General features: G+C 73.7%; 10 protein-coding genes. 5 read left to right on the top strand and 5 right to left on the bottom strand.

Translation table 11 applies throughout. The features are described from left to right. Window positions 1-33 precede the first annotated feature (33 nt). Complete coding sequence (locus CCE02nite_RS10245; protein ID WP_141389551.1) at window positions 34-786, top strand: DeoR/GlpR family DNA-binding transcription regulator; 753 nt, start codon at window positions 34-36, stop codon at window positions 784-786. Here CCE02nite_RS10245 and CCE02nite_RS10240 read toward each other — a convergent pair. Both CCE02nite_RS10240 and CCE02nite_RS10235 read right to left on the bottom strand, forming a co-directional pair. Further along, window positions 773-1768 (bottom strand): COX15/CtaA family protein, encoded by a 996-nt coding sequence (locus CCE02nite_RS10240; protein WP_141389550.1) that lies wholly within the window; start codon window positions 1766-1768, stop codon window positions 773-775. The genes CCE02nite_RS10245 and CCE02nite_RS10240 overlap by 14 nt on opposite strands. Beyond that, window positions 1765-2607: an alpha/beta hydrolase gene (locus CCE02nite_RS10235; protein ID WP_141389549.1), complete on the bottom strand. Its 843-nt coding sequence runs from the start codon at window positions 2605-2607 to the stop codon at window positions 1765-1767. The genes CCE02nite_RS10240 and CCE02nite_RS10235 overlap by 4 nt, the downstream gene beginning before the upstream one ends. A gap of 61 nt (window positions 2608-2668) precedes the next feature. Here CCE02nite_RS10235 and CCE02nite_RS10230 point away from each other — a divergent pair, with 61 nt between their 5' ends. The 3 genes from CCE02nite_RS10230 to CCE02nite_RS10220 all read left to right on the top strand — a co-directional run bounded on the left by CCE02nite_RS10230 (window position 2669) and on the right by CCE02nite_RS10220 (window position 5131). Next, window positions 2669-3157, top strand: a complete 489-nt coding sequence (locus CCE02nite_RS10230) for a MarR family winged helix-turn-helix transcriptional regulator (protein ID WP_141389548.1) — start codon at window positions 2669-2671, stop codon at window positions 3155-3157. Between the two features lie 122 nt (window positions 3158-3279). Continuing rightward, window positions 3280-4365 carry a DNA integrity scanning diadenylate cyclase DisA gene (gene disA / locus CCE02nite_RS10225; RefSeq protein WP_141389547.1) on the top strand — a complete coding sequence of 362 codons (1086 nt, stop codon included), beginning with the start codon at window positions 3280-3282 and terminating at the stop codon, window positions 4363-4365. Window positions 4366-4408: 43 nt separating this feature from the next. Further along, entirely contained in the window at window positions 4409-5131 is a 723-nt protein-coding gene (locus CCE02nite_RS10220) for a class I SAM-dependent methyltransferase (RefSeq protein ID WP_141389546.1), read from the top strand. Window positions 5132-5593: 462 nt separating this feature from the next. Here the strand turns inward: CCE02nite_RS10220 and CCE02nite_RS10215 are convergent, their stop codons facing one another. Both CCE02nite_RS10215 and CCE02nite_RS10210 read right to left on the bottom strand, forming a co-directional pair. Further along, a complete protein-coding gene (locus CCE02nite_RS10215) occupies window positions 5594-10246 on the bottom strand; it encodes a discoidin domain-containing protein (RefSeq protein ID WP_255318788.1) in 4653 nt (1550 codons plus the stop codon). A 522-nt stretch (window positions 10247-10768) separates the two neighbouring features. After that, entirely contained in the window at window positions 10769-11524 is a 756-nt protein-coding gene (locus CCE02nite_RS10210; protein ID WP_141389545.1) for a hypothetical protein, read from the bottom strand. Between the two features lie 208 nt (window positions 11525-11732). Here CCE02nite_RS10210 and CCE02nite_RS10205 point away from each other — a divergent pair, with 208 nt between their 5' ends. Further along, the gene (locus tag CCE02nite_RS10205) at window positions 11733-12662 is read left to right on the top strand and encodes an iron-sulfur binding domain-containing protein (protein ID WP_141389544.1); all 930 of its coding nucleotides are present in this window, start codon (window positions 11733-11735) and stop codon (window positions 12660-12662) included. 4 nt (window positions 12663-12666) lie between these two features. Here CCE02nite_RS10205 and CCE02nite_RS10200 read toward each other — a convergent pair whose 3' ends face one another. Further along, complete coding sequence (locus tag CCE02nite_RS10200; RefSeq protein ID WP_141389543.1) at window positions 12667-14652, bottom strand: glycoside hydrolase family 127 protein; 1986 nt, start codon at window positions 14650-14652, stop codon at window positions 12667-12669. Between the last annotated feature and the right edge of the window lie 143 nt (window positions 14653-14795).

The raw sequence follows: 14795 nt of genomic DNA, 5'->3' as shown, positions 1-14795 counted from the left end.
ATCGTGCATAACCAAGTACAACCGAGGAGCATCATGCTGGCCGCCGAGAGACGAGACCTCCTGCTCGCGACCCTCCGCCGCGACGGCAAGATCGTCGCGAAGACCGTGGCGGCGGAGCTCGGGCTCTCGGAGGACAGCATCCGCCGGGACCTGCGCGAGCTGGCCGCCGAAGGGCTCTGCCAGCGCGTGTACGGCGGGGCGCTGCCGGTCTCGCCGGCCGTCGCCGACTACGCGGGTCGCCGGCAGGTCGCCGTCGCGGGCAAGGAGCGGGTCGCGGCCGCCGCGGTCCGCCTGATCGACCCCGGGAGCACCGTCATCCTCGACGGCGGGACGACGGCCCTCGCCGTCGCGGCGGCGCTGCCGCCGGACCTGCGCTGCACGGTGGTGACGCACAGCCCGACGGTCGCGACGGCACTCGTCGAGCACCCTGTCGCCGACGTGATCGTCCTCGGCGGCCGGCTCTTCAAGCACTCGGTGGTGACCAGCGGCGCGGCGACGGTCGAGGCCGCGCAGCACGTGTCGGCCGACCTGTTCCTGCTCGGTGTCACCGGCATCCACCCGGACGCCGGCCTCACCACGGGCGACCCGGACGAGGCCGCGACGAAGCGGGCCCTCGCCGCGCGTGCTGCCGAGACCTACGTGCTGGGCTCGTCGGAGAAGGTCGGCGCCGCGTCGCCGTTCCGCGTGGTCGGGTTCGACGACGTCGCCGGCGTCGTCACCGACGCCGACCCCGCGTCGGACGTCGTGCGCGCCCTGGGCGAGCAGGTCCGCGTCATCCCCGCCTGACGGTGCCAGAACGTGCAGGACCGTGCACGTGCGGGCCGTACCCGGCGACGGACAGCACGACGACCGTCGTCGCGGCCGCGAGCAGCGCGGCGAGCACCATGTGGGCGCCGACCGCGACGACGGGCAGCCCGTTGCGCGCCTGGTAGAGGCCCAGCAGCACCTGGACGCCCTGCAGTGCGAGCAGCGCGAGGAGCCACCCGCGGACCGGCATCCGGCGGGCCCACGCCACGACGGCCAGCGTCACCGTGCCGGCCACGAGCACGTAGCTCGGCCAGGCGTGCACGTGCTGGAGGAGCGTCGCGTCGAACCCGTTGCGCCCAGCCTGCGCGTCGCCCGAGTGCGGACCCGCGCCCGTCGTGAGGACGCCGAGGAGGATCGTCACGACCGCCGTCGTCGCCAGGGCGGCGGTCGCCGCCCGGAACGCCGCCGGGGCACGGCCGGCCCCGTCGTCCGCGGGCTCGGCCCGGAGCCGGACGAGGAACGCCGCGCACACGCACGCGAGCGCGACCGAGGCGACGTAGTGGAAGCCGACGACGAACGGGTTGAGGCCGGTCAGGACGGTCACCCCGCCCACGAGCGCCTGCGCCGCGACGCCCAGCACGACCGTGCCGGCGAGCATCGCGAGGTCTCGGCGCTCGCGCCGCACCCTGACGACCAGGAGCAGCACGACCACCGCGGCGACGCCGACGACCCCCGCGAGCGTGCGGTTGCCGAACTCGATGACCCCGTGGACGCCCATCTCCGGGGTGTTCACCAGGGAGTCGGACGTGCACAGGGGCCACGTCGGGCAGCCCAGGCCCGACGACGTCAGCCGGACGGCGCCGCCGGTCGCGACGAGGAGCACCTGGACGGCGAAGGAGACCCACGCCGCCACGACGACCCGCCGGTCGAGGCTGTCGGGCAGCCGCTGCCACCACCGTCGCAGCACGGGGACCGCCGTGCCCGCGCCCCGGACGGCGGCCGTCCGCTGGTCCGCGCTCATCGGCCCACCGCGCCCAGGAACGGCACGAGCACGTCGGTGAGGCGCTCGCGGGCCTCCTCGTCCGAGATCGTGGGCGTGCCGTCACCGCTCTGGGTGCCGTAGTCGCCGAACTGGGCGTGCGTCGCGCCCTCGATGCTCACCCGCTCCGCCCCCGGCGGCATGAGCGGGAGCGACGCGGCGATCGACTCCTCGTCGACGAGCCCGTCCTGCGTGCCCGTCACGGTGAGAGCAGCCAGGTCGGAGCGGCCGGACAGGTCACCGAGCGAGCAGTACGACGCGAGGAGGACGAGGGCGCGCACCTCGTCCGACTCGGCGTACGTGCACGCCCGGACGCCGCCCATGCTGTGCCCGCCCACGGCCCAGGCGTCGACCTCGGGGGCGAGCGCCGTGAACGCCTCGAACGGGCGACGCTCCAGCAGCGCGAGGTGGAGGAACGGCTCGACGAGCACGACCGTCGTGCCCTGCGCGGCGACCTCCTGGAACGTCGCCGCGTACGCCTGCGGCTCGACCTTGGCCCCCGCGAGGAACACGAGACCGCTGCCGTCCCCCTCCCCCGCGGGCCGGAGGACGACGACGTCCCCGCGGTCGTCCAGGCGGACCCGCGGGTCCTCCTCCACGGCGGCGATGCCCTCCGGAGCGGCGGGGTACGTGTCGTCGGCCCACACGAGGAACGCGGCGACCGCGACGACGAGCAGCCCGAGCAGCGCGAGCGCGACCGTCACGAGCACCCGGCGGGCCCGGCGCCGCCTCGGCGCAGGAGGCGCGCTCGGGGCGCTGGTCGGCGAGGAGGCACCGTCGTCGGGAGCATGCTGCGCCGGGGGCGCGAGCGGGGAGGTCATGGGGCAGCTCCGGTAGGTAGATGGTACGGCAACCGTAGCATCTACCTTGTAGAGTGAAGCGATGAGCCAGCACCCCGACGCCGGGCCGGCGCTGTCGGCCCGCCTGCTCCGGGACCTCCAGGACGCGATCGGCGAGGCCACCTCCGCCCTGGCGCACCGCCTGCGGATGAGCGCGACGGACGCCGCCGCCATCGAGCACGTCGCGCTGGCGGACCAGGCTCTGGGACCGGGCGAGCTCGGTGCCCGGCTCGCCGTCACCCGTTCGTCGGCCACCGAGGTCGTGGACCGGCTCGTGCGTGCCGGGCACGTCGAGCGCGTGCGGGACGAGACGGACCGGCGCAGGTTCCGCCTCGAGCCCACCGCGGCCGCCCGGACACGTGTCCGCGCCGAGCTCGAACCCCTCCTGCGCTCGCTGGACGCCGCCGCCGAGGACTTCTCTCCCGCGCAGCAGGACGTGATCGCCGCCTACCTGCGCGCGGTGACGTCCGCCTACCGCGCCTACGCGGCAGCCCCGGACGACGCCCAGGAGACCGCCCGACCCCGCCGGTGACCCTCGGTCGGCACCGTCACCGGCACCCGGCGCCGGCCGTCGAGACCGGATCGTGACCGGATTGTGGCCCCCTGCCGCGGGTTCCCGGGGGTGGAAAAGGGCTCGCAGCGTAGGATTCCACCGTGGCCAACTCCCCCGCGCACCCCGACGAGATGCTCCGGGAGACCCTTGCCGCCGTGGCACCCGGGACCGAGCTCCGCGACGGACTCGAACGCATCCTCCGCGGCCGGACGGGCGCACTCATCGTGCTCGGTCTGGACAAGGTCGTCGAGGAGATGTGCTCGGGCGGGTTCGTCCTCGACGTCGGCTTCTCCGCGACGCGCCTGCGCGAGCTGTCCAAGATGGACGGCGCCGTCGTGCTCGACCGCGACGCGAACCGCATCCTGCGCGCCGCCGTGCAGCTCCTGCCGGACCCGACCATCGAGACCACCGAGTCCGGGACGCGGCACCGCACCGCGGAGCGCGTCGCCAAGCAGAGCGGGTTCCCCGTCATCTCGGTGAGCCAGTCCATGCGGATCGTCGCCCTGTACGTCGGCGGGCAGCGCCACGTCCTGGAGGACTCCGACACGATCCTGTCGCGCGCCAACCAGGCGCTCGCGACGCTCGAGCGCTACCGCGCCCGCCTCGACGAGGTGTCCGGCACGCTGTCCGCGCTCGAGATCGAGGACCTCGTCACGGTCCGCGACGTCTGCGCGGTCGTGCAGCGCCTCGAGATGGTCGCCCGGATCTCCGAGGAGATCGCGGGGTACGTCATCGAGCTCGGCACCGACGGCCGGCTCCTCGCGCTCCAGCTCGACGAGCTCATCGGGGGCATCGGCTCCGACCGCGAGTTCGTCATCCGCGACTACGTCGACCTGGGCCGCAAGGACCGCTCGCTCGCCGACGTCCAGAAGGCGCTCGGCGGCCTGGACTCGACCCAGCTCCTCGATCTCGGCCAGATCGGCCGCGTGCTCGACCTGCCGGGCGGGGGCGACGCGCTCGACGCCGCCGTCGCGCCGCACGGGTACCGCCTCCTCTCGAAGGTCCCGCGCCTGCCGGCGACGATCATCGACCGGCTCGTCGCGCACTTCGGCGGTCTGCAGAAGCTCCTCGCGGCGAGCATCGACGACCTCATGACGGTCGACGGCGTCGGCGAGCAGCGCGCCCGTGCGGTGCGCGAGGGCCTGTCGCGGCTCGCGGAGTCGAGCATCCTCGAGCGCTACGTCTGACCCACCTGACCGTCCGACCGACGAGCCCGCACGGAGGGGGACCGTGGACCACGTCGACGAGTGGTCGGCACTGGCCGACGCCTGGGCGCGCTGGTGGGCGCCCGCCGCGGCCCCGGCCCAGCGGGCGATCCTCGACACCGCGGACGTCGGGCCCGGCTCCCGCGTGCTCGACGTCGGGTGCGGCACCGGCGAGCTCGTCGCCCTGGCCCTCGCTCGCGGTGCGGACGCGGCGGGCTGCGATGCCGCTGCCGGGATGATCGACGTCGCGCGCCAGGTCGGCCCGGGCGCCGACCTGCGCGTCGCCCAGGCCGAGCACCTCCCGTGGCCCGACGACGCGTTCGACCTCGTGACCCTCGTCAACGCCCTCGCGTTCACCGACGTCGCCAAGACCTTGAGCGAGTGCCGGCGCGTGGGCCAGCTGGTCGCCGTCGCGACCTGGGCCGAGGACGACCTCAACGACCTCACCGTCCTCGAGCGCGCCGTCGCCGGGGAGGAGCACGTGCCGAGCGACGAGAGCCGCGAGGAGGGCCGCCTCGGCGCGCTCCTCGCCGAGCACGGCTTCACCGTCCTCACCGAGGGCGTGGCCGACGCGCCGATGGTCCTCGCCGACGCGGACGAGGTCGTCGCCGCGATCATGTTCGGCGAGTCGGACGACCTGCGCGCCGAGCTCCGCCCCGACGTCCTCGCCGCCGCCCGCCCCTTCCGCCGCCCCGACGGCACCTACCTCCTGAGCAACACCTTCCGCTGGACCCTTGCCCGCCGCTGACGCACTCCCGACCCGCCGGAAGGAGGACCGTGGTTCGCCGAGGTAGAACCGTGGTCGGGTCTCAGACCCGCTTGGTCGGGCCGCGGGCGCGGGTGGACTCGGTGGTCGGGGCGGGTGCGAGACGAACCCCACCACGCGGGCAGTCGCCAGCGTAAGCGCAGACCACGGTGGGACGACGCCGGGCGGGGTGGGTGGTGGTGCCGCGTCGTGGCGGGCCTGGCGGGAGCCGCGAGGAACGAGCGGCGGATGGTAGACGCGGCACCACCACCCACCCCGACCACCCAGGGCGACCACACGCCGTCGGACCCAAGAACCACGGCTCTACCTCGCGCAACCACGGCTCTACCTCGCGCAACCACGGCTCTACCTCGCGCAACCACGGCTCTACCTCGCGCAGACGGGTCTCGCCCCGGTCCGTGGGGACGGACCGGGGCGAGACGGGTGTGCGACGCGAGCTGCGGGTCAGCCGCAGGTGGCGGCGTCGTACTGCCCGGTGACGGTCGTCGACCTCCCCTCGGCGTCGGTGGCCACGACCGTGACCTCGCCGGCCTCGACCGACGTCGCCCGCGACGCGAACGACTGGTAGGCGTTCTTGCCGGGCTCGACGCCGTTCACGGTCTTGGTGCCGAACGGCGTGTCGAGACGGACCGTGAGCGGCACCTCGTCGTCGTTCTGCGCGCGGACCGCGACGTAGACCTTGCCGGCGAGGCATCGGGTCTGGGCCGTGACGGTGACCGCCGGCCCGGCGGGGACTCCGTCACCCACGGTCAGGGTGAGCGTCGTCGTCGTGGTGCCGGCGGTGCTCACGTAGTCCGGGAGGACGAGGTCGCCCTGGATCACGTACACGCCCGGGGTCTCGACGACGGACTCGTCGTAGTCCCACTCGACGCCGATCGCCTGGTTGTCGCGCGACCCGTCGTTGTACGAGACGAGGACCTTGGTGGGCAGCCACGGCTGCTCGCCGACGTCGACGCTCTGCTCGAACTGCTCGGCACCCTGGATGGAGATGCCGCCCTGCGAGCTCTCCGGCCGCACGTACACCTGCGCCTCGGCGATGAGGCCGTAGGTCGTGTTGGTGCCGTAGACCGTGAACGGTTCGACGTTGGTCTCCGCCACCATGGCCGGCGTGATCGGCTGCCAGGTGAAGTCGACCGCGCCGCGGCGACCGCTCGAGTAGACGACGTCGAGCGACGTCGGCAGCTCGGGCACCTCGCCCGTGACGGTGCGCACGATCACCGGGCTCGCGACCGAGTCCACGGTGTCGCCGTTGACGCGCCAGCGCAGGATGCCGGTGCCGGCGCCGCCGGTCTGCACGCCGGTGATGCGGACGCGCAGGTGGCTGGCCTCGACGGGCTCGAACTCGAGGTGGTTGTACGCGTTGCGCTGGAGCGCGCCCGCATACGTGGAGCCGTCGGTCAGGGTGACGGGCGTCCAGTCGGTGCCGTTCTGCGAGTACTCGACGGCGTACGTGTCCGCGCGCGGCATGCGCGTCCCGCCGTTGTCGTCGTACCAGTAGAGGTCGGTCGACGCGACGAGCACCGGGGACTCCCACGCGTACCGGATCCACGCCGCGGTCTGCGGGCTCGTCCCGTTCGCGGGCTGGCCCCACGTGCCCCAGCCGTTGCCCGCGCCGGGGTTGGAGCTCGCGGGCGTCGAGGACTCGTTGACGCGCAGCGGGTTCTCCCACGACGCCGACCCGCTCGTCGTGATGGTCGCGAGCGCGCCGAACTCGGCCGACGTCGCCTTCTCGGTGAGCTCGACCTCGACGTCGCGCTCGGTCGTGAGCTCGCCGTCGGACGCGGTCAGGCGGAAGGTGTACTCCCCCGCGGCCGTGCCTGTGACCGTGGTGGTCAGGGCGTCGGCGTCGCCGAAGATGACGCTCGCGCCGTCGGGTGCGGCGACGGTCGTCCACCCGGAGGTGAGCGTGCCGTCGTCGGGGATGCCGTCGTCGGTCACGGTGCCGACGAGCGTCGTGGACAGGTTGCCGTCCTTGGACCGGTCGACGTTCACCGTGACGGTCGGGGCGTCGTTGACGACCTCGGGCACGTCGCGGCCGGAGTCGAAGACCTGGATCTCCGAGATCGCGGTCCAGTACGACGGCGTGTTCGTGAACGCGACCCGGACCTTGTCGGTCGTCACGGCCTCGAAGAGCGCCTCGTTGAACTTGGGGCCGGGGATCTTCGGGGCCTTGAACGCGTCCGGCACCGAGGTCCAGCCGCCCGAGCCGTCGGGCACCTGGATCGCGTACCGCAGCGGCTCGCGGTACCCGCCCGCCTGCCGGTCGCTGACGAACCACACCTTGACGTTGTCGAACGTCGTGGGCTCGCCGAGGTCGAGCTCGACGTACCCGGTGTCGCCCTCCGTGCCGTAGTTGCCCCAGTAGGGCTCGTTGACGGTGGTGCCGTCGGTGACCGCGGCGAGGGACACCGGGCGCTCGGTCTCCTGGATCGCACCCGGGGTGTAGTTCATCGAGCCCGTGCTCCAGCCGGGCGTGTGGAACTGGCGCCACGGCGTCGGGCGCGCGCCCTGCTGGGTGGCCGACGACGACAGCTCGGCCCCGCGCGCGAGGTTGCCGGCGTCCTCGGTGAGGTCGATGCCGGCCGTCCTGAGGTAGGAGACGACGCGCTCGTCCTCGATCGGGGTGTCGACGGCCGTCGGCACGTCGGCGCCCTCGTCCGCGACGACCTCGACCGCGAGACCCTCGTCGGACTCGACGACCTCGTTCGCCGCCGGGTCGTAGACGAACCGGCCGAGCGCGTCGGCCGCGGCCTTGCGCTCGCCGTCGACGAACAGGCTGTAGCCCTCGCCGAGCCCGTAGTGCGAGCCGTCCTCGTCCCAGACGATCGTGACGTCCTTGCCGTGGTACCGCAGGTTGTTGACCATGAAGTGGTCGTACCCGAGGTCGATCGGCCAGAGCTCGATCTTGTCGTCGGACCGCGGCTGGATGCCGCCCATGTCCTCGACGTAGATGTAGTTCATGTTGCCGAGCATCACGTGGTTCGGGTTGTTGCGGTTGAACGTCTGCGTGCTCGCGTTCCAGTTCGAGTAGTACTCGGCCTGGTTGGGGACCAGCGCGTTGCCGTTCGGGTAGATGCTCCACGCCATCCAGTCGAGCAGCTTGGCCGCGTACTCGGGCGTGACGTACGTGTGGTCGGGGTCGTAGTGCCGCAGCGCGGACCGCACGCCCCGGTACTGGACCGTGAAGTTGATGTTGGAGAAGTTGTTCGATCCGCCGATCCCGAACTTCGCCCGGTCGTACTGGTTGGCCGTGTAGAACGGGAAGATCGGGAAGTTGTCGCCGTACCGCAGGAAGCGGAAGCCGTCGACGTACTTCTCGGCGTCCTCGACCGGGATGAGGTTCTCGGCGTAGACGTCGTAGAGGTTCGACTCCTTGGCCGGGATGAGGTCGCGCTCGGCCTGGCTCAGCGGGTTCTGGTTCCCGCCCGACGTCGCGCCGTGCGACGTGCCGGCGAGGAACATGCGCATCTCCTCGCTCCACAGCCGGCCGAGGATCGCGTCGCGGATCTCGTCGGCGGTCTGGCCCATCTCCTCGACCTTCGCCGGGTCCGCCCCCGCCATCGCGTAGAGCTGCCGGGCGGCGTCGAACGCCCCCCAGACGTACGCGGACTCGGGCCGCTCGATGGTCCGCGCCCCCGGGGCCCCGGCGTTCACCTTGGGGTACCCGAAGCTGATCGCGTCGGAGTCGTTGCCGGGCATGTAGTTGGTGTCGTAGGCGATGAGCTTGTCGTCGTTGCCGTCGTAGTGCTCGAGCTGGCCCGTGCCGTCACCCTCGAAGTACGTCGCGAAGCGCTCGGCGACCGCCGGACCGCCGCCGTGCACGTTGAACGCCTCGAGCCCCGCGGTGCCGAGGTACTGCGAGTAGTGGTTGTTCCAGCTCGTGTGGCCGGGGCTGTCGAGGAACGCGGACGACCCGGAGAGCTCGCCGATGTTGAGGATCTGCCCGTAGCCCAGGTACGGGTTGCGGATCCACTTGGTGTCCTGGAGGTGCATGGGCTGCGTGAGCGCCACCGAGTTCTGGTAGAGGTTCACGCCCTCGATCGTCGTCGGGTACTGGTACACGTAGCCGGGCTCGTTCGCGTCCAGGCTGTTGTACCGCTCGCCCCACCAGCGGTAGACGATCGCCTTCTCGATCGCGTCGTCGGGCACGTCGATGTAGGGGATGTCCTGGGCCCACTGGCGGTTGAACGCCGTGACGCCGGTGCGGAACGCGTCCGCCGGGGACAGCTCGGCGTACTCGTGGAAGCTCTCGACCGACTCCGGGAGCGTGTCGCTGGACAGCACGCCGAGCACGGACAGGTCGACCGAGCCCCCCGCGGGGACCGTGACCTCGCGGTCGAGGTTGGTGCCGACGCGCTCGAAGCCGGGAGCCTTGAGCCCGATCGTGACGTCGGACCACGGGGTGTCGACGAGCCCGTTGTTCGACCCGCTCGTCAGGGTCCGCGTGCCGGTGAGCTCGTCGGCGGAGTCCGTCGAGGTCGTCGCGAGCGGTGACGCCGCACGCACCGTGAAGGTCACCTCGCTCGCGCCGGGGTTGGTGAACGTGATCGCCGACAGCGCCACGTTGTCGTACGTGACGAGCTTCTTGAGGTCGGCGGTGACACCCGTCGAGCCGACCGTGTACCGCGCCGTCGCGTGGCTCGGCGCGTTGAAGCGCTGCGCCCCGACCTCGGTGATCGTCTGACCGGGCACCGTCACGGTGTAGAGGTTGCCGAGGTTGTTCGGCCCGCCCGCGAACGCCGATCCCGCGAAGCCCATGACCGCCCAGTTGCTGTTGCCGCGCAGGTAGAGCGACCGGCCGCGCGTCTGGAGCACGTTGTTGTTCGCCGTCCCGCTCACCCCGAGCACGCGATCGAGGTAGTAGTCGGTGCCGCCCGCGGCAAGGTCCTTCTCGAAGATCGACCCGTGCATCGACCCCGCGGTCCACGGGACCCCTGGCTCGAGGGCGGCGGCGACCTGGTCCAGGTTCGTGTAGACCGGGTCACCGATGTCCATCGAGTCCGTCGTGCCGTCGGTGTAGACACCGACGTCGCTCTCGTTGCCCGGCACCACGTCGGCCTGCGCCGCCGGTGCCAGTGCGACGCCGGTGGCGGCCATCGCACCTGTCATCGCCGAGGCGACGACCCTTCTCCACGCTCTCCCCGACATCACCAAGTCCTCTCCATCGGGAACCGGAACAGGTTTCGGGACGACGGCGGGGCCTCACGTCGCGCGGGTGGACTGCCTCGTCCGCCCGCCCCGCTGCGGGACGCGTGACCCTGATCGTCGTGCCGGCTCGCGCCGCCCCGCGGGCCGGTGGTGACCGGGGCCGTCGGCCCCGGGTCCCTCCGCGGTGAGGTCGCCAGACGCGAGCCAGTCAACCAGCGCGCATCGAAGACCGCAATGGTTTTCGGTCTCGACTTTGACGACCTGCAGAGATCGCTCCCGCACCGGTCGTGCACCAGAACTGCTGCAATACCAGGCCTCCTGCCGCATGCGACGCAATCTCACACCCCTGGGGGGCACGCGACACCGATCATGTCCGAAAGACGACTGCCATGGGTTTCACGATCCCGGAGGCGCGATGGATCGAGGTGTCGACCACGGAGGGACGCGGTCGACCGCGTCGCGGGCGGACTCCTACGCGCCGTCGGCGGGCGGCGTCGTCTCCGCCGGGGCGGTCTCCTCCGTCGGCGGAGCGGTCCCGTCGGCCGGAGCGGCCGGCTCCGCCGGGTCGGGCGTCGGGGCCGGCGGCTCGAGGAGCGTGAAGGTCACGGGCTCGCTCGTCGCACCCTCGACGCCCGCGACGCTCAGGACCGCGGTGTACGTGCCGGGGCCCACCTCCGGCTGGTCGGGGGCGCAGCCCTCGACCGAGCGGTGCCGGTCCCAGCGGACGAGCTTCGACGGGTCCTCGTCCCCGGTGCTCATGAGGAGCAGGCGCTCCGTCGAGCCGCAGTGCGCGGACGACCACACGAGCTCGTCGCCGGAGTAGATCTGCACCTGCCGCCCGGCGTCGGAGCCGTCGACGAGGCACGGTCGGCCGCCGGACTGCCGGAGCGTGACGCTGAGCTGGACGGCGCGGCCGGGCTCGTACTCCGTCGCGCTCGTCGTGACGCCCAGCTCGAGGGACGCCGCCGTGCAGTCCTGCGGCGGCCCGGCGGCCTCCGGGGTCGGCGGCGGCGACTTGCCCTCCTGCGCCGTCTCGTCCCCCGCCAGCAGCGGCTGCACCGCCCGCACGACGACCTGGCCGAGCAGCACGAGCCCGACCACCAGACCGACGAGCAGCGCGAGCGCGACGAGGCGGCGGCGGAGCAGGGCTCCGCGCGACGGTTCGTCCCGCCCGGTGCGCGGGCGGTCGCTCGGCCTCGGGGCGCGGTCGGTCCGCGGCGTGCTCACGGGGTCCTCCGGTCGTGCAGGTGCTGGTCGCGACCACGGTATCCGCGCCCGACGCCCGGCCTCGTGCTGCCGCGCCGACGACCGCCCAGGTCGGGGCAGAATAGGTCGTCCCCACGACGTGGGCCGGCACCTCGTCACCGTCCGGCACGACCGCTCGCCGGCACCTCGTCGCGGGGCGGACCGACGACCGAGAGGGACGACCGCCGCCATGACCGACCCGGCCACGCGCTCGGCCCGCGCGCCCGTGACCGACCCGGGACAGGACTCACACGCCGACCTGCGCGACGCCGTCGGGCGCTGGTTCGGGGAGACCGCGCGGGACCTGCCGTGGCGCGCCACGGACCGCACCGCATGGGGCGTGCTCGTGAGCGAGGTCATGCTCCAGCAGACGCCGGTGGTCCGGGTCGAGCCTGCCTGGCGGGAGTGGATGGAGCGCTGGCCTCGGCCTGCCGACCTGGCGTCGGCGCCGACGGCCGACGTGCTGCGCGCGTGGGGCCGGCTCGGCTACCCGCGACGTGCGCTGCGTCTCCAGGAGTGCGCGCGCGCGATCGTGGAGCGGCACGGCGGCGAGGTGCCCCACGGCGAGGAGGCCCTGCGCGCCCTGCCGGGCGTCGGCGAGTACACCGCCGCGGCGGTGACCGCGTTCGCGCACGGGCGGCGTGCGGTCGTCGTCGACACGAACGTGCGCCGGGTCCTGGCGCGGGCCGTCGGCGGAACCGCGCTGCCCGCGCCCTCGTACACGGCCGCCGAGCGCGCGACCGCCGCGACGGTCGCCCCGCCCGGCGACGAGGACGCCGTCCTGTGGGCCGCCGCGTCGATGGAGCTCGGCGCGCTGGTGTGCACGGCCCGGGCGCCGCGCTGCGGCGCGTGCCCCGTGCGCGACGCGTGCGCGTGGCGCCGCGCGGGACGACCGGGCGACGAGCACGCGGCACGACGACGCACGCAGGCGTGGGCCGGTACCGACCGCCAGGTGCGGGGCCGGGTCATGGCCGCGCTGCGCGAGGCGCCGGGGCCGGTGCCGCGCGGCGTCGTGGCCGAGGTGTGGCACGACGCCGCGCAGCTCGACCGCTGCGTCGCGAGCCTCGTCGAGGACGGGCTCGTCGAGCAGGTGGACGACCTCTACCGTCTCCCCGCCTGACGGGTCAGACGGTCGGCAGCCAGACGCGCATCGTCGACGGGCCACGGCCGGCCCAGTCGTGGTACGGCACGAGCCGGACGTCGACGGGGACCTCCGCCGGCACCCCGACCGGCACGGACGCGTGCGGGGCCCCCGTCCGCCCCGGCGCCCCGCCGCGGAGCGGCGAGTACGGCCACGGGGCCGTGGCCGGGTCCACGAGCACGCCCCGCACGACGACGCGCCCGTCCTCCTCGCGCGGCGGCACGGCCACGTCGACGCGCAGGTCGGCGACGTCGCGTCCGCCCGGCAGGTCGACGGACTCCACGCACAGGACCTCGGGGCCACGCTGGACGGCGACGCACCCGCGCACGGCGTCCACGCGATCGTCGGGCACGAGGAACCGGGGCGCCACGTCGAGGTCGAGCGTGACGACGCTGCCCGCGCGCAGGTCGGGCACCGCGACGGTGCCCGCGGGCACCTGGCGGGCCGGGCCGTCGTCGACCACGAGCAGCGCGGACCCCGACCACGCGGGCACGCGCAGCGTGAGCGCCCAGCGCTCGGGCGCCTCGACGACGCGCACGCGCACGCGCCCGTCCGCGGGGAAGCCGGTCTCGACGTCGAGCGCGACGGGCTCCCCGGACGGCAGCGTCGCGCGGACCTCGCTCGTCGCGTACTGGTGGAGCTGCACTCCGCCGTCGTCGACGGTGGCGAGGTAGCCGGCGAGGCTCGCGAACGTGCGCGCGACGTTGGGCGGGCAGCACGACACCTCGAACCACGGCGCGCGCAACGAGGACTCGGCCCGCTTGCTCACCTGGTCCGGAGCGGCGGGCTCGCCCGGGACGCGCTGGTGGAGCGTGTTGGCGTAGTAGAAGGCGCGGCCGTCGTGCGCGGGGGACGTCGCGACGACGTTGAACAGCGTGCGCTCGACCACGTCCGCGTACCGCGGGTCGCCCTGCGCGAGCAGGAGACGCCACGCCACCATGACGGACCCGATCGACGCGCACGTCTCCGAGTACGCACGGTCGGGCGGGAGGACGAAGTCGTCGCCGAACGCCTCGTCCTGGTGGTGCGAGCCCTGGCCCCCCGTGACGTAGGTGCGTGCGGCCTGCGTGCGCTCCCACTGCCGCGTGACCGCGGCGACGAGCTCGTCGTCGCCGGTCTCGACCGCGACGTCGACCGCGCCGGCGGCGAGGTAGTTCGCCCGGACCGCGTGGCCCCGGAACACGGTCGCCTCGCGCACCGGGACGTCGTCCTGGTAGTAGGAGCGGCCCCACTCGATGTCCGCGAGCGTGCCGTGCCCGCGCCGCTCGACGAAGAGCGCCGCCTGCCGCACGTACCGGGGCTCGTCGAGCGCGCGCCCGAGCTCTGCGAGCGCCACCTCGACCTCCGCGTGCCCGCAGACGCCCTGGATGCCGTCCGGGCCGAACGCCTCGCAGACGTGGTCGGCGGAGCGGCGTGCGACCTCGACGAGGAGGTCGTCCGGATGCCCGGTGCGGGCCCGCGCGACGGCCGCCTGCAGGAGGTGGCCCTGCACGTACAGCTCGTGGCCCCACTCGAGGTCGGTGTACCGCGCCGGCTGGCCGGGGTTGCCGAACCGCGTGCACAGGTAGCCGTCCGGTGCCTGCGCCGCCGCGACCCGTTCGACGATCGCGGCGAACCGGCGCTCGAGCGCGTCGTCGGGGCGGCGGCCGAGCTCCCACGCCATCGCCTCGAGCAGCTTGTACACCTCGGAGTCGCTGAACTCCCGGCCCCGCCGGGTCGTCGCGACGTCGCCGCGCACGACGGCGTCGAAGTTCGGCAGCCAGCCCTCGGCCTCGAGCCAGTGCTCGATGTGCCCCAGGGTCGCGGCGCGGTTGACCTCCTGTCGCTCGGCCCAGAACCCGCCCGTGATGCGCACCTGCGCCAGCCCGAGCGGCTGCAGCCGCCCCGTCGCGGGGACGACCGGGCGTCCGCCGTCGGTCGGGCGGGCACCGGTCCCCGGCGTCCGGGGCACGGTCGGGGTCGTGGTCATGGCAGCACCTCCGGAGGCGGCGGCGCCGCCTCGTGGTTCGTCGGGTAGTTCGTCGGGTAGTTCGTCGGGTCGTTCGTGGGGAGGGCCGTCGGGGGCGCCGGACGGCGTCGTCGGCCCGACGGCGCGGGGTACGGGGGGCGGGG

This window comes from Cellulosimicrobium cellulans (assembly GCF_006539945.1).
In the GTDB taxonomy this organism is placed as follows: Bacteria; Actinomycetota; Actinomycetes; order Actinomycetales; family Cellulomonadaceae; genus Cellulosimicrobium; species Cellulosimicrobium cellulans.
The sequence above is the reverse complement of the archived record's forward strand: the minus strand, read 5'-3'. Positions and strand labels throughout refer to the sequence as shown.

Bases quoted from the DNA above. Each gene is read 5' to 3' on its own strand.
- CCE02nite_RS10200 (WP_141389543.1), bottom strand. From the start codon at position 14,652: ATGACCACGACCCCGACCGTGCCCCGGACGCCGGGGACCGGTGCCCGC.
- CCE02nite_RS10245 (WP_141389551.1), top strand. From the start codon at position 34: ATGCTGGCCGCCGAGAGACGAGACCTCCTGCTCGCGACCCTCCGCCGC.
- CCE02nite_RS10230 (WP_141389548.1), top strand. From the start codon at position 2,669: ATGAGCCAGCACCCCGACGCCGGGCCGGCGCTGTCGGCCCGCCTGCTC.
- CCE02nite_RS10235 (WP_141389549.1), bottom strand. From the start codon at position 2,607: ATGACCTCCCCGCTCGCGCCCCCGGCGCAGCATGCTCCCGACGACGGT.
- CCE02nite_RS10240 (WP_141389550.1), bottom strand. From the start codon at position 1,768: ATGAGCGCGGACCAGCGGACGGCCGCCGTCCGGGGCGCGGGCACGGCG.
- CCE02nite_RS10215 (WP_255318788.1), bottom strand. From the start codon at position 10,246: ATGGCCGCCACCGGCGTCGCACTGGCACCGGCGGCGCAGGCCGACGTG.
- CCE02nite_RS10205 (WP_141389544.1), top strand. From the start codon at position 11,733: ATGACCGACCCGGCCACGCGCTCGGCCCGCGCGCCCGTGACCGACCCG.